Annotated in this window: 12 protein-coding genes; 3 read left to right on the top strand and 9 right to left on the bottom strand. The window is 67.4% G+C overall.

What is annotated here, in order from left to right; translation table 11 throughout:
* Positions 1 to 69 precede the first annotated feature (69 nt).
* The 3 genes from ACZLIF_RS12275 to ACZLIF_RS12285 all read right to left on the bottom strand — a co-directional run bounded on the left by ACZLIF_RS12275 (position 70) and on the right by ACZLIF_RS12285 (position 11,535).
* Entirely contained in the window at positions 70 to 8,721 is an 8,652-nt protein-coding gene (locus tag ACZLIF_RS12275; protein WP_478461999.1) for an Ig-like domain-containing protein, read from the bottom strand.
* A 591-nt stretch (positions 8,722 to 9,312) separates the two neighbouring features.
* A complete protein-coding gene (locus ACZLIF_RS12280; protein WP_128989208.1) occupies positions 9,313 to 10,779 on the bottom strand; it encodes an amidohydrolase family protein in 1,467 nt (488 codons plus the stop codon).
* A gap of 51 nt (positions 10,780 to 10,830) precedes the next feature.
* Positions 10,831 to 11,535 (bottom strand): ankyrin repeat domain-containing protein, encoded by a 705-nt coding sequence (locus ACZLIF_RS12285; protein WP_128989206.1) that lies wholly within the window; start codon positions 11,533 to 11,535, stop codon positions 10,831 to 10,833.
* 92 nt (positions 11,536 to 11,627) lie between these two features.
* On the opposite strand from ACZLIF_RS12285, the gene ACZLIF_RS12290 reads away from it, so the two are divergent.
* Positions 11,628 to 12,509, top strand: coding sequence for a LysR substrate-binding domain-containing protein (locus ACZLIF_RS12290; protein WP_128989204.1), 882 nt, complete (start codon positions 11,628 to 11,630; stop codon positions 12,507 to 12,509).
* A 99-nt stretch (positions 12,510 to 12,608) separates the two neighbouring features.
* Positions 12,609 to 13,250 carry a hypothetical protein gene (locus tag ACZLIF_RS12295; RefSeq protein WP_065175273.1) on the top strand — a complete coding sequence of 214 codons (642 nt, stop codon included), beginning with the start codon at positions 12,609 to 12,611 and terminating at the stop codon, positions 13,248 to 13,250.
* Between the two features lie 108 nt (positions 13,251 to 13,358).
* Here the strand turns inward: ACZLIF_RS12295 and ACZLIF_RS12300 are convergent, their stop codons facing one another.
* Positions 13,359 to 16,085 (bottom strand): TonB-dependent receptor plug domain-containing protein, encoded by a 2,727-nt coding sequence (locus ACZLIF_RS12300; RefSeq protein WP_128989202.1) that lies wholly within the window; start codon positions 16,083 to 16,085, stop codon positions 13,359 to 13,361.
* Between the two features lie 262 nt (positions 16,086 to 16,347).
* Here ACZLIF_RS12300 and ACZLIF_RS12305 point away from each other — a divergent pair, with 262 nt between their 5' ends.
* A complete protein-coding gene (locus ACZLIF_RS12305) occupies positions 16,348 to 16,899 on the top strand; it encodes a GNAT family N-acetyltransferase (RefSeq protein WP_315974039.1) in 552 nt (183 codons plus the stop codon).
* Here the strand turns inward: ACZLIF_RS12305 and ACZLIF_RS12310 are convergent.
* From ACZLIF_RS12310 to ACZLIF_RS12330, 5 genes are read right to left on the bottom strand one after another with little or no spacing between them, the layout of a single operon-like run.
* Positions 16,896 to 17,672 (bottom strand): CDP-diacylglycerol diphosphatase, encoded by a 777-nt coding sequence (locus tag ACZLIF_RS12310; RefSeq protein WP_053518376.1) that lies wholly within the window; start codon positions 17,670 to 17,672, stop codon positions 16,896 to 16,898. The genes ACZLIF_RS12305 and ACZLIF_RS12310 overlap by 4 nt on opposite strands.
* A gap of 57 nt (positions 17,673 to 17,729) precedes the next feature.
* On the bottom strand, positions 17,730 to 19,427 hold the full coding sequence (locus ACZLIF_RS12315) for a T6SS phospholipase effector Tle1-like catalytic domain-containing protein (RefSeq protein WP_128989198.1): 1,698 nt from the start codon (positions 19,425 to 19,427) through the stop codon (positions 17,730 to 17,732).
* Positions 19,414 to 19,914: a DUF3304 domain-containing protein gene (locus ACZLIF_RS12320; RefSeq protein ID WP_065182772.1), complete on the bottom strand. Its 501-nt coding sequence runs from the start codon at positions 19,912 to 19,914 to the stop codon at positions 19,414 to 19,416. The genes ACZLIF_RS12315 and ACZLIF_RS12320 overlap by 14 nt, the downstream gene beginning before the upstream one ends.
* A 16-nt stretch (positions 19,915 to 19,930) precedes the next feature.
* Positions 19,931 to 20,794, bottom strand: coding sequence for a DUF4123 domain-containing protein (locus ACZLIF_RS12325; protein ID WP_164972385.1), 864 nt, complete (start codon positions 20,792 to 20,794; stop codon positions 19,931 to 19,933).
* A gap of 2 nt (positions 20,795 to 20,796) precedes the next feature.
* Positions 20,797 to 23,571, bottom strand: a complete 2,775-nt coding sequence (locus ACZLIF_RS12330) for a type VI secretion system Vgr family protein (protein ID WP_128989195.1) — start codon at positions 23,569 to 23,571, stop codon at positions 20,797 to 20,799.
* Between the last annotated feature and the right edge of the window lie 64 nt (positions 23,572 to 23,635).

Raw genomic sequence — 23,635 nt, forward strand, 5'->3', positions numbered from 1 at the left:
GCAGGCCGCACAGCAGGAGGAGCGCGAACGCTCCCCCCGCCCACCGCCTTCGGCTCCGCCGTTGCGGCATCAGGCCACCACCTGCACCGAGTTGTCCTCCACCAGCAGCGTGGTGCTGCCAAAGGTGTACACGTCGTAGGTCACACCATTGATCAGCTGCGTGGTTCCGGTGTTGACCGCACCGATGACGTTCAGCACATCGTTGTTCTCGCCGGTGATCTGCAGGGTGTCGTTGCCATCGGTGATCGCCGCCACCTCCGCCGCCGTGAGGGTGAGCACGCTGCCCGAATCTCCCGTGCCCAGATCGATGCGCTCGATGTTGCTGAGCGTGCCCACACCGACCGAGTTGTAGTCCAGGTCGATGCCATTGGCCAGGATCAGGGTGTCGAAACCAGCCCCGCCATCGATGCTGACGAAGTTGGTGGCGGTGACCTGGATCGCATCGTCACCGTTGCCGGCGACCACGCGATCGCCGCTGCCGACGTTGAAGATCAGATCGCTGCCATCACCGCCGTTGATGTGCTCGGAACTGCCGTTGGCGCCGGACAGTACGTCATTCCCGGATGTACCGTTGACATCGATCTGGCCGATGTTCAACGACAGGCCATTCGGACTCAGCGTGACGCCGTAGGCAGCGCTGTCGTTGCCATTGGAATCGGTAGATACCAGATTGAAGGATATCTGCGACCCAAGGTTGAGGATATCGGTGATGTTCAACCCGAGCTGGCTGAGGATGGTCGGACTGAGCAGGTTCAGCGAGAAGTTGCCGGAGGAATCGGCCTGGATCGGCAGCAGCTCGACGTTCAGGGCGGGCGTGATCACCCGGATCACCACGCTCGAATCCGGCTCGGTGGTGCCACTGAAGCCAAAGCGCGGATTGAGGGGGTTGAGGCTGACGTCCACGCCGAAGTTGCCGATGGTGACCGGCTGTTCGATGCTGGTGCCGATGCCGATGCTGGCCACGTTGCTCGGATTGCCAGCCGGATCACTGCCCACGACCGAGACCTGTGCATTGAGCAGCTGGTCCCAGGTGAAGTCGATATCCAGATCGGTGAGCAGATTCAGCGACGCCAGGCCACTGTTGTCGGCGGTGACCGTCGCCGTGGCCGTCACACCTCCTACCGTCAGCGTGACCGTCAATTCGGTGCCGGGTTCGGCGGAAATGGTCAGCAGATTGCCGACCAGCGACAGCACCGGGGTTGCGGGTGGAACCGTATCGATGGTGAAGCCTTCCGGCGCCGATGCGGTGCCACCGGCGACTTCGGCGGTGATGGTCGATGCGCCTTCCGGGAACGGCCCCATGCCAGCGGGCGGCGTCAAGGTCACGGTCACCGAACCGGCCGCGATGTCCGCAGCGGTGAGGGTGTGGCTGACATCGGCCTCATAGCCGTTCTGGCCCGCGAACCTGACAGTGATGACCTGCCCGACCTGCATCGTCGGGCGAACGGTCACGTCGACCTGGATGCCGTCGCCGATTTCCGCAGCATTGATCCACGTGTCGGCGGCCTCCGGCACGCTGATGTCCGGCGGCGCAAGATCGGGGGCATTGATCGTCGCCGGACCGCTGGTATTGCCCGCCAGATCGATCGCCACCGCAGAGATCAGCTCGCCGGCGATCAACGGTGGTGCGAACGGCAGGCTGAAGTTGCCGCTGCCATCCACGTTGACGGTGATCGGATTTGCGGTGTCTCCATTGACCACGATCCGGACCTGGCTGTTGGGCTCGGCCGTGCCACTCAGCAGCGTACCGTCAGCGCTCACGCTGAGCAGCGGCGCTGGCGGCGCCACGGCGTCCACCGTGGTGGTGGCCGGGCCGCTGTTGTTGCCCGCCGCATCCTGAGCCACCGCGTTGATCACGGTGCCATCTGGCAGCGGCGCTCCAGGGGTGAAACTCCAGTTGCCACTGCCATCGGCGGTGGTCTGCCCGATCGGGTCGCCATTGCCGTCAGTGAGGATCACTGTCGCGCCGGCTTCGGCGGTGCCAGCGATGACGCTGCCATTGCTCGGGTCGATCACCGGCGCCGGCGGCGCCACGGCGTCCACCGTGGTGGTAACCGGGCCACTGCTATTGCCCGCCGCATCCTGCGCCACCGCATTGATCACGGTGCCGTCGGGAAGCGGTGTGGCCGGGCTGAAGCTCCAGTTGCCGCTGCCATCGGCGGTGGTCTGCCCGATCGGATCGCCGTTGCCATCGGTCAGGATCACTGTTGCACCGGCTTCAGCCGTGCCGCTGATGACGCTACCGTTGCTCGGATCGATCACCGGGGCCGGCGGCGCCACCGCATCCACCGTGGTGGTGGCAGGGCCGCTGGTATTGCCCGCCGCATCCTGCGCCACCGCAGTGATCACGGTGCCATCAGGCAACGGCGCTCCAGGAGTGAAGCTCCAGTTGCCGCTGCCATCGGCGATAGCCTGCCCGATCGGATCGCCGTTGCCATCGGTGAGGATCACCGTCGCGCCGGCTTCAGCCGTGCCGCTGATGACGCTGCCGTTGCTCGGGTCGATCACCGGGGCAGGCGGCGCCACGGCATCGACCGTGGTGGTGGCCGGGCCACTGGTATTGCCCGCCGCATCCTGCGCCACCGCGTTGATCACGGTGCCATCGGGCAGCGGCGCTCCAGGGGTGAAGCTCCAGTTGCCACTGCCATCGGCGATAGCCTGTCCGATCGGGTCGCCATTGCCGTCAGTGAGGATCACTGTCGCGCCGGCTTCGGCCGTACCGCTCACCACACTGCCGTTGCTTGGTTCGATCACCGGGGCCGGCGGCGCCACCGCATCCACCGTGGTGGTGGCCGGGCCGCTGCTGTTGCCTGCTGCGTCCTGCGCCACCGCGTTGATGACCGTGCCATCGGGCAACGGCGTGGCCGGGGCGAAGCTCCAGTTGCCGCTGCCATCGGCGGTGGTTTCGCCGATGGGATTGCCGTTGCCGTCGGTCAGGATCACCTTCACGCCGGGCTCGACGGTGCCGGTGATCACCGTGCCATTGCTGGCATCAAGCGTCGGCGCCGGCGGCGCGACCGCATCGACGGTCGTGCTGACCGGGCTGCTGTTGTTGCCGGCCGCGTCGCGCGCCAATGCATTGATGACGGTGCCATCGGGCAGTGGCGTACCAGGAGTGAACGACCAGTTGCCACTGCCATCGGCGGTGGTCTGCCCAATCGGGATGCCGTTGCCGTCGGTGAGGATCACTGTCGCCCCGGCTTCAGCCGTGCCGCTGATGACGCTGCCATTGCTCGCGTCGATGGTCGGTGCCGGCGGCGCGACCGAATCGACCGTGGTACTGGCCGGGCCGCTGCCGTTGCCCGCCGCATCCTGTGCCACCGCAGTGATCACCGTGCCATTCGGCAAGGGTGTGGCCGGCGTGTAGCTCCAGTTGCCGCTGCCATCGGCGGTGGTCTGCCCGATCGGGTTGCCGCTGCCATCGGTCAGGATCACCGTCGCGCCGGCTTCGGCCGTGCCGCTCACCACATTGCCGTTGCTCGGGTCGATCACCGGTGCCGGCGGCGCCACCGTATCCACGGTCGTCGTGGCCGGGCCACTCGCGTTGCCTGCCGCATCCTGGGCCACCGCCGTGATCACCGTGCCATCGGGCAGCGGCGTGGCGGGCGTGAACGACCAGTTGCCACTGCCATCGGCGGTGGTCTGGCCGATCGGATCGCCATTGCCATCGGTCAGGATCACCGTCGCGCCGGCTTCGGCGGTACCGCTGATCACCGCACCGTTGCTGGCGTTGATCACCGGCGCTGGCGGCGCCACCGCATCAACGGTGGTACTGGCCGAGCCGCTGCTGTTGCCGGCCACGTCCTGCGCCACCGCAGTGATCACGGTGCCGTCCGGCAGTGGCGTTCCCGGCGTGAAGCTCCAGTTGCCACTGCCATCGGCGGTGGTCTGCCCGATCGGGTTGCCGTTGCCATCGGTGAGGATAACCGTGGCACCGGCTTCTGCAGTGCCGCTGATGATGCTGCCATTGCTGGCATCGATGACGGGCGCCGGCGGTGCGACCGCATCGACCGTGGCGCTGGCCGGGCCACTGGTATTGCCCGCCGCATCCTGGGCGACCGCAGTGATCACCGTGCCGTCCGGCAGCGCCGTGGCGGGGGTGAAGCTCCAGATGCCGCTGCCATCGGCCGTGGTCTGCCCGATCGGGTTGCCGTTGCCATCGGTGAGAATCACTATCGCACCGGCTTCGGCGGTGCCGCTGATCACCACGCCGTTGCTGGCGTTGATGACCGGTGCCGGCGGTGCCACCGCATCCACGGTGATGCTGGCCGGGCCACTGCTGTTGCCGGCCGGGTCCGTCGCGATGGCGTTGACCACCGTGCCGTCGGGCAATGGCGTGGCCGGGGTGAAGCTCCAGTTGCCGCTGCCATCGGCCGTGGTCTGCCCGATCGGAGTGCCGCTGCCGTCGGTCAGCACGATGACTGCATTGGCTTCTGCAGTGCCACTGATCTCGGCCCCATTGCTGGGATCGATCACGGGCGCCGGCGGCGCAACGCCATCGATGGTGATGGCCGCCGGCGCACTGTCGACACCCGAAGGACTGCGCGCGATCACATTGACCACGGTCCCATCGGGCAGCGGCACGCCCGGGGTGAACGACCAGTTGCCACTGCCGTCGGCGGTGACCTGCCCGATCGGGTTGCCGCTGCCATCGGTGATGATGACTGTATTGCCTGGATCTGCAGTACCGCTGATCACCGAGCCGTTGCTGGGATCGATCAGCGGAATCGAGGGCAACGAGCTGTCGACGGTGGTGCTTGCCGGTGCGCTGGTGTTGCCTGCGGCATCGGTCGCGGTGACGTTGACCACCGTGCCATCGGGCAGCGGCGTGGCGGGACTGAAGCTCCAGTTGCCGCTGCCGTCGACAGTGGCCTGCCCGATCGGATTGCCGTTGCCATCGGTCAGCGTCACGGTGCTGTTCGGTTCGGCAGTGCCGGTAAGGACGCTGCCATTGCTGGCATTGACAACCGGCGTTGGCGGCGCCACCGCATCGACCGTGGTGCTGCCTTGCGGGCCGGTGTTGCCGGCCGCATCCTGCGCGACCGCGTTGACCACCGTCCCGTCAGGCAGTGCCGTGGCCGGGGTGAAGCTCCAGTTGCCGCTGCCATCGGCAGTGGTCTGTCCGATCGGGTTGCCATTGCCATCGGTGAGGATCACCGTGGCGCCGGCCTCGGCGGTGCCGGTGATCGTCGTGCCATTGCTCGGTTCGAGCACGGGGGCCGGCGGCGGCAGCGCATCGACGGTGATGGCCGCCTGGGGACCGGTATTGCCGGTGGCATCGGTGGCGGTCGCCACGATCACCGTCCCGTCCGGCAGCGGCGTGCCGGGAGTGAAGCTCCAGTTGCCACTGCCGTCGGCGGTGACCTGGCCGATCGGATTGCCGCTGCCGTCGGTCAGGATGACCGTGCTGCCAGCTTCGGCAGTACCACTGACGGTGGTGCCGTTGCTGGGATCGATGACCGGCGCCGGCGGCGCACTGGCATCGACAGAGACGGTAGCCGGCGGACTGGTATTGCCAGCCGCGTCCACCGCCACGGCCGTGACGCCGGTGCCATCGGGCAGCGGGGTGGCCGGCGTGTAGCTCCAGTTGCCGCTGCCATCGACGGAGACCTCCGCGATCAGACCACCGTTGCCGTCAGTGAGGATGATCTTGCTGTTGGGCTCGGCGGTACCGCTGACCGTGTTGCCGTTGCTGGGATTCAGCACCGGCGTCGCCGGTGGCAGCGCGTCCACGGTGATGCTGGTCGCGCCGCTGGTATTGCCCGAGGCATCGGTGGCGGTCGCGCTGACGACGCTGCCGTCGGGCAGCGGCGTAGCGAGCGGGAACGACCAGTTGCCGTTGCTGTCGACCGGGGCCTGTCCGAAAGGATTACCGCTGCCATCGATCAACGTGACGACACTGCCCGGCTCGGCCGTGCCAGTGAGCGTGATGCCATTGCTCGGGTTGACCACGGGTGCGGCAGGCGCGACGGCATCGACCGTGATCGACGAAGGCGCACTGGTGTTGCCGTTGGCATCGGTGGCCGTGGCGTTGATCACGGTGCCATCAGGAAGCGGCGTCGCCGGAGTGAAGGTCCAGTCGCCGAAGCCATCGGCGGTGACCTGCGCAATGAGATTGCCATTGCCGTCGGTGAGCGTCACCGTGCTTCCCGGCTCGGCGGTGCCTACGATCAGGGTGCCATTGCTGACGTCGAGCACGGGCGCCGACGGCGCCTGCGAGTCGATGGTGACGCTGCTGCCGACGCTGGCGTTGCCGGAGCCATCCACTGCCACGGCGTTGACCACCGTCCCGTTGGGCAGCGGCGTGGCGGGCGTGTAGCTCCAGTTGCCGCTTCCATCCACCGTTACGCTGGCAATCGGATCACCATTGCCATCGGTGAGGATCACCCTGCTGCCAGGCTCGGCGGTACCAGTGACTGCGCTGCCGTTGCTCAGGTTCAGCACAGGCGCGGCCGGTGGCACCGCATCCACCGTGGTGCCGCCCTGCCCGCCGGTGTTGCCTGCCGCGTCGGTGGCGGTGGCATTGATCACGGTACCGTCCGGCAGTGGCGTGGCCGGGGTGAAGCTCCAGTTGCCGTTGCCGTCAGTGGTGGTCTGGCCTATTGGAGTGCCGCTGCCGTCAGTCAGCGTCACGGTACTGCCGGGCTCGGCCGTACCGCTGATACTCGTGCCGTTGCTGGGAAGGACGACCGGGGCGGCCGGAGCGACCGCGTCGACGATGATGCTGGCGCCGGGGCCGGTGTTGCCGGTGGCGTCCGTGGCACTGGCGTTGACCACGGTGCCGTTCGGAAGCGGCGTGGCCGGGGTGAAGCTCCAGTCACCGTTGCCGTCGGCGGTGACCTGCCCGATCGGATTACCGTTGCCATCGGTCAAGGTGACCGTGCTGCCGGGCTCGGCGGTTCCGCTGAGCGTGGTGCCGTTGCTGGCCTCGAGTATGGGCGCGGCAGGCGGCTGCGAATCCACGGTGACCGTTGCCGGCGGGCTGCTGTTGCCTGAGGCATCCTGGGCAACCACCGTGACCACCGTGCCATCGGGCAGCGGCGTGCCGGGGGTATAGCTCCAGTTGCCGCTGCCATCGACGGCGACTTCCGCAATCGGATTGCCGTTGCCGTCGGTCAGCACCACCGTGCTTCCGGGCTCGGCGGTGCCCGTGAGCGTGCCGCCATTGCTGGGCTCCACGGTAGGCGTGGACGGCGCGACCGCATCGACCGTGATGCTTCCCTGGCCGCTGGTGTTACCGGCCGGATCGGTTGCGGTGGCATTCACCACCGTGCCGTCCGGCAACGGCGTGCCCGGGGTGAAACTCCAGTGGCCATCGCCATCGGTGGTGACCTGGCCGATCGGGCTGCCATTGCCGTCGGTGAGGGTCACCGTGCTGCCGGCCTCGGCGGTACCGCTGATCGTCGTGCCGTTGCTTGGATCGATGACCGGTGCGGCGGGCGCAACGCCATCGATGGTGATCGACGTGGCAGGGCTGGTGTTGCCGGCCGCATTCTGGGCCACGGCAGTGACCACGGTTCCATCAGCAAGCGCCGCAGGCGGCATGAAGCTCCAGTTGCCGCTCGCATCCGCCACCGTCTGGCCGATCGGATTGCCATCGCCATCCGTAAGCAGGATGGTCAGGCCCGCGCCCGCCGTTCCGGAAATCACACTGCCATTGCTGGCATTCACCAGCGGCGCGTCGGGATAGTCGGGGGCCTGCACCGTGACCGGCGGACTGCTGTTGCCGGCCGGATCGGTCACCACCACGCTGATCGTCTCGCCTTGGGTCAGCGGTGGGTCCAGTGGCACCGTAAACTGGCCATCGCCACCGATCACCACGGTGGCATCGGGCTGGCCATCGCCATCGGTATCCACGCCCACCGTCGCTCCCGGCTCACCGCTGCCGCTGATGCTGCTGCCGTCGTCAGCCACCACCACGTTGCTGGCCGCTGCAGGCGGTGTGGTATCGGGGGCCGTCGCCTGCCCCGGTCCGCTCACGTTGCCGGCGGCATCGACCAGCGTCACGCTCACTTTCTCGCCGTTGGTCAACGGCGGCGACAGGGTGACACTGAATCGCCCATCGGCACCCACCGTCCCGGTCGCATCAGGCTGACCGTCACCATTGGTATCGACCCGCACCGTGGCACCGATTTCACCGCTGCCGGTAAGCGTCCGGCCATCTGCACTGAATGCCAGCCCGGTGGGTGCGGCCGGCGGCGTGGTATCGGGTACCGGGGGCGGTGGATTCGGCGATCCGCCACCGCCACCGCCACCGCCACCGCCACCGCCGCTGTCCGCCAACGCCACCGCTGCGCCGACCGCGGCCAGCCCGCCCAGCACCATCGCGCCGCTGATGCCACTGCCTGCGCCCGCGCCCACTGCCGTCAGCGAGTCGAATCCAGCCAGCGTCTCCTGCGGCAGATAGCTGGCCGCCAACGGCCCATCGCTGGCCACCGCCGGCAGATCGACGGCCACGAGCTTCTTGTCATCCACCAGGAACAGATGGCTGGGCGATTGTCCTTCAGCATAGAAGTTGACGATGCGGACGTTCTCGCCGGTCTTCAGCTGCACCACGAGATCCTGGCCGTCCTTCACGTAGCCGGCGACCTGGTCTGGATCGATGTCCAGTGCGACGTTGCTGCTCTGCTGCAGCGTCACGACATCATTGAGGACGGTGGTGGCGGCGGTATCGGAGCTGATCGATTCGCTTGCCGGGACAACCTTGACGCGGATGGCCATGGGACATTCCTCTCTACAGGCGCACCGCCATGCGCACAACGACGTCACGCACAGCGATCACGCTGGCACGGCGGCACGGAATGGATATGTTTTCGCGCGAAGCCACCGCCAACGGGCAAAACGCCTGCTGCCGGATACGTGCTTCGGAATCTTCAGGCGACCGGATGCAGCGATGCGACGCGCCCGGTCGTGGTGCGATGCAGCGCTACAGCGTGGGCGCGAGATGCAGATGCATGAACGACAATCCTCTTGTCTGGAATCGCCGACGCGCGTTCAGCGACGCGGTCAGGGCCGTCGGACGTCGGCCATTGCTCCCCGTCCGCTGCGGGAGGGTATACACCGCGCCGAAGTGAACGTTCCATGCAGATTGCGTGCATGCGGCCTTCATTGCGTGGGTCGTTGAAAGCTCTGTGACGCAGTTGGCACGTCATTACGCTTGAAGAGCCGTTTTTCCGGGGAAAAAATGCGATGCCAATTGACGCTTTAGGCTTGTTTTGCGCGGCGCAAAACGAACGAAGGAACGGTTGGGAGTGCCCGCAGCAGCGCATGGCAACTCCCCCGTTCCTCTCATTCCCACAACGATGACTGCGTTCAGTCCGCTGATCGGGCCTTGTCTGCTTCATCGTTCCACGCGGCCACGCGCGCGCGGGTGTCGGCCAGCATCTGGTCCAGCGCTGCACGATCATGCACATGGCCGCGCAGGATCACGCTGTCGATCTGCCTGGTCGCGGCGATGTCCTGCAGCGGATTGGCGGTCAGCAGGACCAGGTCCGCCGCCTTGCCGTCGGCCACGCTCCCGTAGCGGTCCATCTGCCCGAACCAGGCCGGGCCAGACCGCGTGGCCGCCGACAGGGCCTGGGGGGGTGTCAGCCCCTCCTGCACGAACAGCTGCAGTTCCTGGTGCAGTCCGATCCCGGGATAGTTGAACGAATTGAGGAAGCCGGCGTCGGTGCCGGCAATGATCGTCACACCCGCTTCCTGAAGCATCGGCAGCACCGCGGCCACCTGCCGGTACTGCGCATGCCGCGCCTGGATCTGTGCCGGCGAGGCCTTGGCCGCACGCTCCACGCGCCACTGGTAGGTGGCACGCAGGCCTGGGCCGATGTAGGCCAGATAGGGATCGTGGGCATGATCGTCCTGGTCGAGGAAGTCGAGAATGCGTCCGCCGTTGAGTGTGGGCGTCACGAACACGCCTCGACGGGCGAAATCACGATACGCGCGCATCGCGGTGTCACGGTCGAAACTGGCATCCAGCTGCCGGTTGGCTTCCGCACGATCGATACGTCCGGCGCCGAAATCGGCTGCAATCCGCGCCTCATCCCTGCTGCCCGCCTTGAACGCATAGTCCAGGTGTTCGATCGACGCCAGGCCAGCATCGACCGCCTGCTCCACGGTCAGTGCCATTGGGATATGGCCCGATGCCCTGAATCCTGCCTTGCGCGCGGCGGCGGCCGAGTACAGGAAAAGTTCCGGTGTCAGCGTACTGTCCGTGATCTTGACGAAGTCGACCTTGTCGCGCTGCAGGCGCGTGATCGCCTGATCGGCATCGGCGCGGCTGCCGACTTCGATCGTCCCCTTCCAGACCGGCTTGATGCCTTCGATCTTGGCGCCGGAGCTGAGCAGGCGTGGACCGAACAGTGTGCCGGCGGCGATCTCGCCACGCCACTGCAGCACCTGCTGCGGCAGATCACCCGAACAGTCGCGCACGGTGGTGATGCCATGGGCGACGTACAGCGGCAGCAGTGCCTTGTTCTCTTCGATCAGCGCAGGGCCTCCACCGAAGTGCACATGCATGTCCCACAGTCCCGGAATCAGGTACTTCCCCTGCGCATCCAGCTGCCGGTCCGCGCGCCACTGGCCCTCCAGCCCTGCGTCAGGGCCGACCGCAACAATCGTCTCGCCGCGGATCACCACGCTCTGCCCCGGCAGGGTGCGGGCGTGCTCCACATCGACCACGGTGGCATTGCGGATCAGCAGATCGGCACGTTCGGCTGCAGCAGCGGACAGCGGTGCGCAGGCGAACAGCACAGCAAGGGACAACGGGCGGAAACAGAACATGGACAACATCCTGATGGGCACGGCCAGCGTGCGGAATGGAAGGAGCAGATATCAGCGTGTCGCGCCATGCTGGCGCAGCAGGGTTTCGATCGCGGCGAATCCGCGCTGGCGCGCATGAGCCAGCGGCGTCACGCCCTCGCCGTCGGCCAGCTCAGGATCGGCGCCCGCTTCGAGCAGCAGCTGCACGATCTGCGTGTGGCGCGGCCCTCCGTCGCCGAGCAGGATCGCCTCCAGCAGCGCCGTCCACTGCAGTCGATTGACGTGGTCCACTGCCACGCCCGCACGCAGCAGCATGCGCACCGTGGTGACGTGGCCACGCTCGGCGGCGGGAATCAGGGCGGTGCCGCCATAACGGTTGGTGCTGCGCAAGTCGGCACCATGGCTCAGGGTCAAGGCCAGGATCCCGTCCAGTCCGCGCGCACCGGCGTACAGATAAGCACTGTCCTGCAGCCTGTCCTTGGCGTTGACATCGGCCCCCGCCTCGATCAGCACGCGCGCCGCGTCCACGCGGTTGCCATGGGTCGCCAGCAGCAGCGCGGTGCGGCCCTGTGCGTCGCGCGCTTCCAAGGCCGCGCCATCGGCCAGTGCCTGGCGCACCGCTCCGGCATCGCCGCGGCTGGCGGCCTCCCGCAACCGCGTGTCGGCCTGGCCGGACGGGTCTGCGGCACAGGCCGGAAATGCCACGGCCAGCAGGCACAGCAGAAGCGCGCGCCGTGAGGGCGCAGCCCAGCGCAGACAGCGGTGTTGCAGGTACATGATGAACCCTCCGGAATCAGTCGGCCGGACGTTGCCGGTACCTTGGCCGCATGGTAGAAGTCGCCACGGGTATCCAGAAATGAAATGTTCAAATGCAAGAAAGTTCAAAATCGAATAGGTCAATGTTCGAACTGGACCTGCTGCGGGCCCTGGTGATGGTGGCCGACTGCGGCAGCTTCACCACTGCGGCCACCCGCCTGCACTCGACCCAGTCCACGGTCAGCCAGAAGGTGCGTCGTCTGGAAGAGCTGGCCGGTCATCGCCTGCTCGAGCGTGGCCATCGCGATGTGCAGCCCACCGACGCCGGCCACACGCTGCTGGGCTATGCCCGGCGCATGCTCGACCTGAACGAGGAAATGGCACAGGCGTTGGCGGGCGCCACAGTCGAAACAGCGGTCCGCATCGGTGTGCCCGAGGACTTCGTCAACGCGCAGACCACGCGCATGCTGGCCGCTTTCAGCCGCCGCCATCCGCAGGTGAAGCTGGAGATCAGCAGCGGCCTCAGCCGCGATCTGGCCCATGGCTTCGACCATGGCGAACTGGACCTGGTCCTGGTCAAGCAGCGCCGAAACAGCCGCCAGGCCGTGCATTGCCGGCGTGAACCGATGCACTGGATCGACAGCCTGCGCAGTGGCTGCCTGCTGCAGGAGCCTGTGCCGCTGGTGACCTTCCCGCCGCGCGGACTGTACCGCGACGAAATGATCCAGGCGGTCGAAGCACTCGGCCTGCGCTGGCGCATCGCTTTCACCAGTTCATCGCTCAGCGGCATCCAGGGCGCGGTTGCCGATGGCATCGGCATCAGCCTGCTGCCGCGTCGGGCAGTGGGCCGCGGACACCGCATCATCGACGGCGAACGGAACCTGCCGGTGATCGACAACTACGAGATCGGGCTGCTGCACCGTGGCGACGCCGATGAGGCCGTGCGTGCGCTGGCCAGCGAGCTGTGGCAGCAGGTGCAGCGCGAGCCGGTATGAGCCCGTTCGATGAATATCGCCGGGTGCAGGGGCGCGGCGGGTGCGCCGTACACAGCGCTGAACGGGTACCATAGACACCTGTTTCCGCTGTGATGCCGCATGGGCCCGTCCGACCGCCACGATCGTATCCGCCGCTGGCAGGCCGCTTCGCTGCTTGCCGCCGCGCCGATCGCCAGCCTGTCCGCCAGCGATGCCGTCGGCGCTCCGCCGCCGCAGGCACCGCCTGGCCAGCAGCGGATCGCCCCGGCGGCGCTGGTCGAACGGCTGCATCAGCGGGTGCTGTCCGGGCAGAGCGCCACAGCCACGCTGGAAAGCTGGTGTGCCGAACACGGCCTGGCCCAGCAGGCCCGCGTCCGCGCGGTGCGCATCCATGGCGATGACAAGCAGGCCCCGGCCGAGGTGCTGCAGGCACTGGGCGCCGACTCCAGCGCCGCGCTGCGCTACCGCCGCGTGCAGCTGGTGTGCGGGAACCGCGTGCTGTCCGAGGCCGACAACTGGTACCTGCCCGGCCATCTCAGTACGGCGATGAACCAGGTGCTGGACAGCACCGACGAGCCTTTCGGCCGCGTGGTCGGCCCGCTGGGCTTCCAGCGCGAGACCGAAGCCGACCAGACCTTCTGGCCCCCCCGTGGCGAGGGCGACCACGGCATCATCCTGGAAGTGCGCGCCTTGTTGCGCGACCGCCAGCAGCAACCTTTCAGCTACGTCATCGAATCCTATCTGGTGCAGGCGTTGCCGTAAGCGTGATTGCGGGCGGCGGTGACGACCGTCCGCGCGTCATGAAGGCATCAAGCGACGCCTCTCCGCTCGCCGCAGACGCGAGTCGAAGAGGCGCCCCACCTGCGCTGCTCAGTTGAAGCGGTAATCCATCTCCACCCAGAACTGGCGGCCATAGGGGTCGTAGTTGCCGACCGGATAGAACGGCCAGCCACCCCCGTTGCGGTCCGCCGGCGGCCGGCTGTTGCGCAGGTTGTTGACGATGACACCCAGCGACAGGTTGTCGCCGAAGGTGCGGAACACGCTCGCGTTGTACGTCATGTACGGTCCGATGCGGCCGCTGCCGTCGCTCTTCGGCAGCGAGCCATAGCGGTTGCCGTACACCGTCGCGGTCCAGTCACCGCGGCTCCAGGTCACGCTGCCGTTGACCTTGCTGCGCCACTGCCAGTCGTCGAGGGAATTGCGGATGTCACGCACCTCGTCATCGGCGAACTGCCGGTACTCGTGCTCGAGCAAGACGGTGTAGGCCAGGCGCGTGGTGAAGCGCCCCGCCCGCCCGGCATCGAAACGCCAGTTGCCCTTCAGATCGATGCCGCGCACGGACTCGGATGCCGCGTTGATCGGATTTATCAGCACCCGGGTGACCTGGTCCGGCTGCACCGCCGCAGTGGAAGGATTGCGGATCACTCGGGCCAGCGCGTCCTGGCACAGCGGCGAACCGATATCGCGCACTTCACCGCCCAGGGTACGGCCGAGGCGGCAATCGGCTTCGTCGCGCAGGATGCGGCTGCTGTCGAGATTGGTCACCTCGTTCTCGATGCGGATGTCATAGTAGTCCGCACTGAAATCCAGGCTTGCCAGCGGCGACCAGACCACACCGAAGCCGTACGACTTTGCGGTTTCCGGTTCCAGCTGCGGATTGGCGCGGTTGCTGAAGTCGATGGACAGCCCGTTGAAATCGCAGTCGTCATACGGCTGACCCGCGGTACGGCACCGCCAGTAATCGGTCATGCCCGGGTTGTAGCCACGGGTTTCAGTGGCGAACACGTAGTTCATGTCCGGCGCACGGAAACTGGTGGCGGCCGTGCCACGGATCAACAAGGTGTCCAGCGGGCGGAACTCCACGCCGAAGCTCCACGTCGCCTTGCCGATGTGTTCGCCTGCGGCCCGGTACTGATCGTAGCGGCCCGCCAGCGTGGTGGTCAGGCGCGGCAGCAGCGGCAGCTGCAGTTCGGCGCCCACCGCATAGCGATCACGCTCTCCTCCTGCACCGACGCCGGCAGTGGTGTTCCAGAACTCTCCGGTTCCCAGCCGCGGGTCCGGACGGTTGCGATACCCCTGGCTGCCGGCCTCGACCACGGCCGCCAGCGCCGCGTCGCCTCCAGGCAGTTCGAACAGTCGGCCGTTCACGCTGGCGCTGAAGGTCTGCAGCCACGCCGCATTGCGGCTCTCCTGGTAACCGGACAACTGCCCGTACTCGTCCGGCGTCAGCGGCTGGTAAAGCCGTGCCGGATCCGGCGCGTAGACCTCCACCCCGTCGCGCACGCCCAGTGTGGGACCGAGCAGGTATTCGTTGATTCCCGCCAGCAGCACCGGCCGCCGCGTCCGGTTCTCGTAGCGCGAGCGGCTGTAGACGGCCTCGTAGTCCCAGTCGCTGTCACCCAGCTGGCCGCGTACACCGACGTTGAACGACCACGATTTTTCCAGGAAGCGATTGGCGTTGCGCGGCAGGCCGCCCACTTCTTCCGGTGCGAACCGGCGATACCAGCTCTCCAGTTCACCACTGTTCTGGTTGTAGAAGTAATTGCGTGCGGACGTCCAGGTCGGGGCCCGGGTATTGTTGTAGATGGTGGCGCTGCCCACCGCCAGGTCGGCGAACAGATCGGTCCGTTCGTCCAGATGGAAGGTCAGCAGGCCATAGCCATCGAGGTTGCGCTTTTCAGTCTGCACGGTCCAGTAGCTGGCGGCGGCCTCGTTGCTGCCGCAGTAACTGCCCAGGCGCGGATTGGTGGCGCGGAACACGCTCCCGCCGTAGATCCCGGAAGCGGCATCGCAGCCCTCACTGCCCGGGTCGATGTTCCTGCCGGTGGCTGCATTGCGCCGATAAGCGATGGCAGTGGCCTGCGGGACCGTGCCACGCGGATCATCGTCCAGCGAATCCATGAAGTCGCGCTGGCGTGCGTGGATGGCCTTGCGGATTCCCAGCTCGAAGCCGAACACGCCTTCCCATCGCTCACCGGCACCACCTCCCACCACCTGCACGCGCTGGTTGTCTCCGCCGCCCTGCTCGGTACCGCCGGCACGAACGTTGATGTCCACGCCGTCGTAGCGCTCCTTGAGAATGATGTTGACCACGCCGGCGATGGCGTCGGAACCGTACACGGCCGAAGCGCCGCCGGCGAGCACTTCGATACGCTCGATGAGGGCGCTGGGAATGTTGGCCAGGTTCACCACGTTGACCGAGCCTTCGTAGGCCAGCGGGTAGTCGGACTGGCGACGACCGTTGACCAGCACCAGCGTGCGGTTCGGCCCCAAACCGCGCAGATTGATGGTGTTGGCAGCCGGGGTGAAGGTATTGCCGTAATCCTCGCCCTGCACGTTGCCGGTGTTCTCGGTCAGCGCGCTCAGGGCGTCGAATGCATTGCGGTAGCCCTGTGCGTCGATCTGCTCCCGGCTGATCACGGTCACCGGCGACGGCCCTTCAACGCTGGCGCGCGGAATGCGCGAACCGGTGACCTTCACTTCCTGCAGCGATGTAGGTGCGCTTTCCTGCGCGAAGGCGGGCAACGAGGCCAGCATCAGGGACGACAGCGCGAGCACCAGCGGACGATGGCGCAGCGTCTGGGGAGAGGCGGACATGGGCTTCCTGGGGGAGTTGGACGATTGGACGGGACGCGGCGGCCTGTGCACGCATAACGATCCCGTAACGAAAGTGTCCCGAACGGACAGTTTCAGCGGAAATGACCAGGCCTGATGGGCTTATGCCGGAACCTGATAAGTGACGCTGCGCGCAGCCAACGTGCGTTTTACAACATTCTTGATGGTGTGGCGGCGCATGTACGGGCATCGTCAAGCCATGACGACCTGTTCTTTCGGCCTTCCGATTCCGCCGCTCCGCCCCGTGCTGCGCCAACACCTTGTGCAGCTGCAGGCGGCCCCGATCACCCTGCGCCTGTTCAACCGCGCCGATCTGCCACGCTGGCGCGCCTTCGACGATCGAAGGAGCCGTGGCATCCTGCGCCAGTCCGGCGTCGACGAGGAAGCGCGCTTCCTGGCGGGCGTCCACCGTTCGCGCCTGCAGCAGGACAACGACCAGCTGCTGCTGGGCGTGTTCGATGACCGGCACGGCATGCTGCATGATCAACTTCAGATCCAGCTGCACTCCGCCCACGCCCGATGCGCCGAGCTGCGTTCAATGCAGCACAGCCACGAGCATCCCGCGCAGGCGTTGCAGGCGCTGTGCCCCTTCCTGTTCGACCAGGTCGGACTGCATCGCGTGTTCACCCTGCTTCCGGTGGCCAGCAGCACGCCTTTCGTCGATGCACTGCGCTCGGTGGGGTTCGAGCATGAAGGCCTGCTGCGCGATCACCATCTGGATATCGATGGCTGGCAGGACCGGCAACTGCTGGCCTTGACCGCGCCGCGCTGGCGACAACAGGTCCGCCCGGACTAGCGGACCCGCTCCAGCGCGGCATCCGCCCCGGTCAGTACCGAGCACGCATGGTCCTGCAGCTCCTCACCGCTGGCCTCATTGCCGGTCGCGGGATCCAGGCGGGTCGCCAGCAGAATGAAGCCGGGGCCTCCCAGCACATTCTCGCGGCCCGCCACCACCAGGCTCCATTGGCCGACATCGGGCAGCCCGCTCAGGTCATAGGCGAGCAGGTTCAATGGATTGGCACGCAGTTCTGCTCCCGGCAGCATGCGCGCAACGTAACGATGGCCACGCAGCGGCACGGGCAACGCCGCCCACTGCATTCCGACCGCCGGGGCGTGCGTGTCCAGCGCCTGCAGCACATCGGCGCGCAGGCAGTCGATGTGGATGTGAAGCTGATGCTGGGAACGGCCGTGCGGCGAGTTCAGTGCAAGGCTTGCGACAGTGCGCGGCAGGGGGCGGCCCAGCGCCTGTTCGGTATGCCCGCGGGCCTGCCAGGCAGCCGCGAAGTAGTTCGGCGCACCGCGCTGGTACAGCACAGCGCTCTCGATGCCACTGACCTTGTCCAGTGGCATCAGCAGGAACTGGTAGTCGCCATGGGCGTCCTTGATGAGCACATCGCGGCGGGCCGCGGTCGCGTCCCGTTGCAGGCAGGCGCCACGCGGCACATCGGCACCGCGGCAATCGCGCTCGATAAGCCTCCACAGCGCATCCGAAGGGACCGGAGCCGGCGGAGGCGCGCTGGCGCAGGCCGCCAGCAGCGAACAGGACAACAACAGGATCAGGCGGGTCACGGGTCTCACAATCGACGGCACGGCCAAGGGCTGCGCCGGCCAGTGTACCCTGCCCCCTCAGCCGGGCACGGCTTCTCGCGTATCCGCCGTCTCCTCGACCTTGCCGGGCGTGTACTTGGTCGCGCCGAAGTACAGCACCCGCCATTGGCTCAGGTTGCCGATGAACCAGTGCGCCACCGAGTCATGACCGTACCCGTCGAAGAAGGTCTCCACGTCCGGCGGCAGCAGGGTCGTATTGTCCCAGGATTCCAGAGTGACCCGCTCGGCCATGGTCAGCGTTCTGCCGCGCTCCCGGCGCCGTCGCAGGCTGACGATCTTGTCCAGCAGCGTGTCGTTCTCCTTCTCCAGCCCCCGGCGCTGCTTGCGTACCGCAGAGAGCTCATCGTTGCGCGCCTTCAGCTCGTCTGACACCCGGTTCCATTCGGCGGTCTTCTCCGCATTGCCCTGGTCGGCCAGATGCAGGTTGTCGTTGTCCCAGGGCGATGGCAGCTGCGACTGCCGTCGGCGCAGCGTGCGCACCTGTTCGCGCAGGGCCTCTTCGCGTGCAGCAAGCCGCTGCATCGACGGCAACTGGTCACCACGTGCCACGCGCACGCGCAGCCAGCGATACAGCAGCTCCATATGCGACGCCTGCACGTCCTCCATGCGTCCACGCTTGACCCGCACCGCCTGCAGATAGGCGTTGAACACCGCCTGCAGTTCCGGATCCTGCTTGTCGAACTCAGCCTTGACGTGCTGTTCCAGGCGACTGATCGGGTTGAGCAGCACCCCCCTGGCCTGCGCCATGTCATACATCTCGTTCAGGGCAAAGCGCGCGATGCTGTTCCGGCGCCCCTGGTGCTGGGGATCGTAGCCACCGCCCACGTCCGAGTGCACACCCGGGAACCATATTTCCACCGTGTTGGCGGGGTATTGGGCATGCTCGCGGGTGGAATCCAGGGGGAACTGGCCGCGCAGCTCATGGGCGGCGGTCATGTGCACCGACTGCTCCACGATCTCCGGTATGGTCATGCCTTCAGCCCATCCGGTATGCCCATTGCGGTAGTTCACTGCCGCCGCCGTCAGGCTGGGCCACACCGAGCACACCGTATCGAACACGCCCATGAATCCGATCCGCAGCGGAATACGCTCGCGGTACAGCCAGGTGCCATCGGCCTGGCGTCGGCAGCGCGCGGCCAGATCACGGGCGAACGCGCGTGCCGAAGCCGCTCCGCGCGAAAAGCCCAGTACCGACACGCTGACCACCAGGATGCGCATCGGCTCGGGCTGGCTGTCTATCAGCTCGTCCAGCGACTGCAGCGCGAAGTCGATGCGCTCGCGCCCGCCCTTGCCGATGGACAGCCCCAGCAGCCCCCCCTTATCACCGACCTCCGGGCACGGTGTTCCTACGCCGGACAGGTACTGCCGTTTTATGTTCCGTGTGTCGTCCCTGTGCGCGATGAACAATCGGGCGATGTTCGACAATGCGCGCTCATTCTGGGCCTTGTTCAGCTCCTCATCGCGATTGTTGCCGGTGCCATCGAAGAATACGGCCAGGTGCAGGCTCTGCGTGCATCCCGTAGTGGCCGCTTCCTTGTCGGGCACGGTGCCACACATCGCCTCCTGGCGACGGCGGCGCTCGGCATCGCTCAGCGGACGTGTGCCGCGGGCCAGTCGCGCAGTGCGTGCCGTGCCCTCAGCCTGGGCGACCGGATCCGGGGTGCCCGGTTCAAGATCCACCTGCCCGGGAATCGCGGTCGGATCAATACTGGTCATGGTCCTTGTGCTCCTTCGGCACTGGCATGCGCCGTACGTCCCACTTGTTCACGCCCTTGTCCAGCAGCTCGGCCTCGACATGGCCGTCCGCATAGAAGTGCAGCAGCAAGGTGGCCGGGTTGGGCGGATAGGGCGTCTTCAGCGGTACCACGGCTTCACGCGGCACGCGGTGCCCTTCATCCAGATAGCGGTTGGTGGCCAGATCGTATCGGTTGGCCTCGATCCAGCGCACGCGCACGCTGTGCGGCCCCTTGCCTCGTGGCGCGCGGGGGCCCATGCCGGAACCACCGTTGGTGTACCCGTCCAGCCCTCCGAGATACTGCCCGTCGACACGCACGTCAGCGAGGTAGTTCGGACTGTAGTTGAAGGCGAACAACGACATGATCGGCGTCTTACCGCGTGCCATCGCCCGGCTGCAGCCGACGCCCATCAGCAGCAGTGCGATCACCGCCAGCGCGCTCCACCACAGGTACTTGTTGCCCATCATTCCGATCGCGCTCCGTTCAGTCCCAGCTTTCTTCAAGCGGCCACACTTCGTCACCGATATCGGCAGCGCTGCGCCGCCCCGCCGCGAAGTCCTGCAGGCGAAGCCGCCATGCGGGATCCTCGCCAAGATCGACGCCGGCCAGCAGCGCCCAGGTCGACACCATCACCAGCCGTCGGCTGTCCTCGATGCCGACGTCCGCGGCCGTGGCCACCACCCGTCGGAAGAAGGTATACCAGCGCGCACGGGGAAGCCGCGCCAGCAGCTCCGGATCGGAGAGCTGGAAGTGATCGATCAGCGTGTAGGGGTAGCTGGCATCGATCAGGGCGTGCCGCTGCGCCGCCTCCAGCACCCAGGGAGGATCGTGCGGATCCTGCACGCTGTCCTGCAATTCCAGGTGCGCCCATTTCAGATCGTGGCGCAGGTACCACCAGCGCTCTCCCAGCGCCAGGAAGGCCCGGCACTGCGCCGCGTCCAGCACCTGCACCCACCATGGCAGCACCCGCGCGTCGAAGAAGCGGGCCAGGAACAGCTTGCCGTTCGGGTAGCTGGCGTCCAGCCGTCTCTGCATCCGCTGCTGCAGCTCTTCCGCAGGCAATGCCGTGTCGATCAGGCTGAGCAGGCCCGGAGAACGCGCGTACGACGCCGCACGCTGCAGGAAACCGTCAAGCTCCAGGCCACGCGGCAGGCGCGCGAGGAACACGCTGGCGTCATCCGTGCCATCGGCCAGCAGGCCGTCAAACAGGGGCAGCGGCGCCCAGGGCAGCGCGCGCAGCAGTTGCAGGGGCTGCTCGCACTGCGCGCCATCAAGCAGAACGTAACGCTGGGTGCCCTCCTCCAACGGCGGTGGCGAGAACGGTGGGAACTGCCAGTCGTTGGCCACGCTCAGCCTCCCTTCGGTGTCAGCGGGGCTGCACGCTGTGCGGCCAGCAGCAGGCATTCCTTGCAGACCGACTGCGGGAAGACCGGCAACGGGTAACGGCCGCGATCGCCGGGCAGGAACGACTTGCGTCCCGCGTGCACGGCGATCCTCCCGGGTGCGTTGAACACGATGTTGCCGCCGCTGAGGGTGATGCTGGCCCCGCCTGCGGTGGCCACCTGCACCGTCCGGCCCGCAGCCACCTCCACGGCACCCTGTGCGCTCGTGCCCCGCAGCGACTGCCGCGACTGCACGCGCACCTCGTCCTGTTGCGCCTTGACGTCCAGCACCTGTTCGCCGCTGGCCAGGGTCAACGCCGGCTCGCCCGGATCAGCCCCCTCCAGTGTTGCGGCCAGTACGCCGATGGCCTGCCGTCCATGCCAGCGCGCCTGCCCCATCACCACGGCCTCGCCGTGCTGGCCGCTGCCCAGTGCCAGTGTCTCGCCCGGCGCCCAATGCAGCCCCTGTCCGGCCACCATCAGCGCACCATCAGGTGCAGCCAGGCCCAGCAGGGCATCGCCGGTATGCGGAACGCGACCCTCGCCGGCATCACCGCTGCGTTCCGGCGCCGAGCCGGCCGCATCCTGCAACGCGCTACCGGGCACCGTACTGCGCACGCTGGCCAGCAGCACCGGCAGCGGTGACTGCGAACCGTCCAACCGCGAGCGCTGCGGCGATTGCACGCCGACATGCGCGGCCGGCCGCACTGTCAGATGCGTACCCGCCGCCGCAGCATGGCTGTGGGCCAGCGTGGCCAGCTGCTGCAACAGCGCAGCAGGCTGTGCCGCCGTACCTGCCGGTTCGACGCTGCGGCGGGCATAGGCACTCAACCAGAGCCCGCCTTGCCCGCGCACGCTGCCCCAGGCGTCGCTGCGCAACTCGAATCCACTGCCGCGGAAGCTGCCTCGATGGTTGTCCGCCTGATGGCGCAGATGCCCCAGAGTCAATGCCGAAGCCTGCTGGCTGCTGGCCAGCTGGGCCCGCAGCTGCTGGTCGCTGTCGTCGAACAGCAGACGATTCCAGCCGGCCCCCTGCCACTCCCGTGATTGCACGCCCCACAGTGCACCGGCGTTGCGGTGTGCCTGCTCTCCGGTCGCCGCCGCATGCCAGGCAGGCGCCTGGCCGCCCCCGAGGTTGGCCTGCGCACTGCCGGTGCCATCCCTCGCCTGTGCGTACATGGACGTATCGGCCTCCGCGCTGGCGCCCGCCGGGGTCGGCGCGACGCCGCCTTCGCCGCGCCCGTTGTACAGCGCGCCCAGCACCAGCGGCCGGTCGATGTCGCCCTCGAGGAAGCCCACCAGGACTTCCTGGCCGATACGGGGCAGGAACTGGCTGCCCACGCCCGGCCCCGCATAGCGCTGCGCGACGCGCAGCCACGCGCTGTCCGTGCTGCCCTCTTCCTGCTGGAAGTGGAACCGCACGCGGATCCGTCCCAGTGCATCGGCGTGCAGCTCGGTGCCGTCGGCGCCCTGCGCAGCCACCACGACCGCTGTCTGGTAACCGGGCGCCAGCGGCCGCGGATTGCGTCGCGCACCCGTGCCGTCCCAGAGCGTCGGACGCCAACGCCGGTCGCGGGGCAGCGCGACGAATGTCTGTGCGTAGCCCTGCGTCTGGGCAGCCACCTGCAGCGTGTCCGCGGTGGCGGCGGCATCGTCCATCGCTGCCAGCGCCTGGCGCAGATCCACCGGCAGGTTGTTGACCCCGGCGTGCTCGACGTCCACCAGCAACAGTTCGGTCGGCACCGGCCCCGGCGTTCCGCGCAATGACCAGACCTGGCCGGCATCGCCGCTGCGCACGCTGCCACGGCCGTGCCATTGCAGTGCCTGCGCTTCCAGTGCCTCGGCGACCAGACGAGCGTGGTGCTGCAGCTCGGCCGCGTCGGCAAAGGCATGCGCGCCAACCGGGTCATAGTCCTCGCGCCGCGCCTGCCCGCTGCCCTGCACCGGCAACTGGCCGGCCAGCGAGCGCGCACTGCGGTAGTCGCTGCTGTGCAGTTGCACGTGCGTGCTCTGCAGCCGCCGTTGCAGGCCAAGCTGCTGCACGCCATCACTCTGCTCGGTGCCATCGGCGCGATGGAAGCGGATCCCTCCCGCCGACTGCGACGCAGCGGCTTCCGGCAGGAGGGTCGAATCGGCGAACAGCAGCACGCCGTGGCCGGCCGTCGCCTCCCCGGTATCCTGCACGCACCAGCCCAGCCCTTCTTCGGCCAGCAAACGCTGCACGAAGGCCAGGTCGGTCTCGCGGTACTGCACGCAATAGCTGCGCGGCCGGGATGCGGCCAGCATCCCGTCGACCTCATCGCTCCAGCGCCAATGCGCATGTTGCGGGTGCATCTGGAACACCGCGTCCACGATCTCGCGCACGCTCTGTTCCTGGAACACGCGGCTGCAGCGGGCCTGGTCGAGCCACCAGGTCCAGTCACGCAGCGTGATGCGATAGCGCACCAGTCCACCGTCAGCGCCCACGCACTGCGCATCGGCGATCACGCCGTGACGCGGCCAATCCTGGCCATCGGCCAGGTGCACATGCAGGCATGCGGGCCGCCCCGGCCAGTCAGCCAGTGGCAGCGATGCGTCCAGCGCGAGTACATCGATCTGAAGATGCCGCCCCTGCGACAGGGCATCACGCCCGTGCCACCGGTCGACAACGACCGCCGGCATGCCGGGGAGATCCAACCGATACAGGCGGCTGCCGGCATCAAGACCCGCTGCCTGCACCATGAGGTTGCGAATCGCTTCCATGGCGTTCCTACCGTTGCTGCCCTCCGCGACGCGGCGGGCAGGTCCTTCCCCTGTAGGCCGACGG

The sequence above is a fragment of the Stenotrophomonas sp. 2201_Sma genome (genome assembly GCF_056486685.1).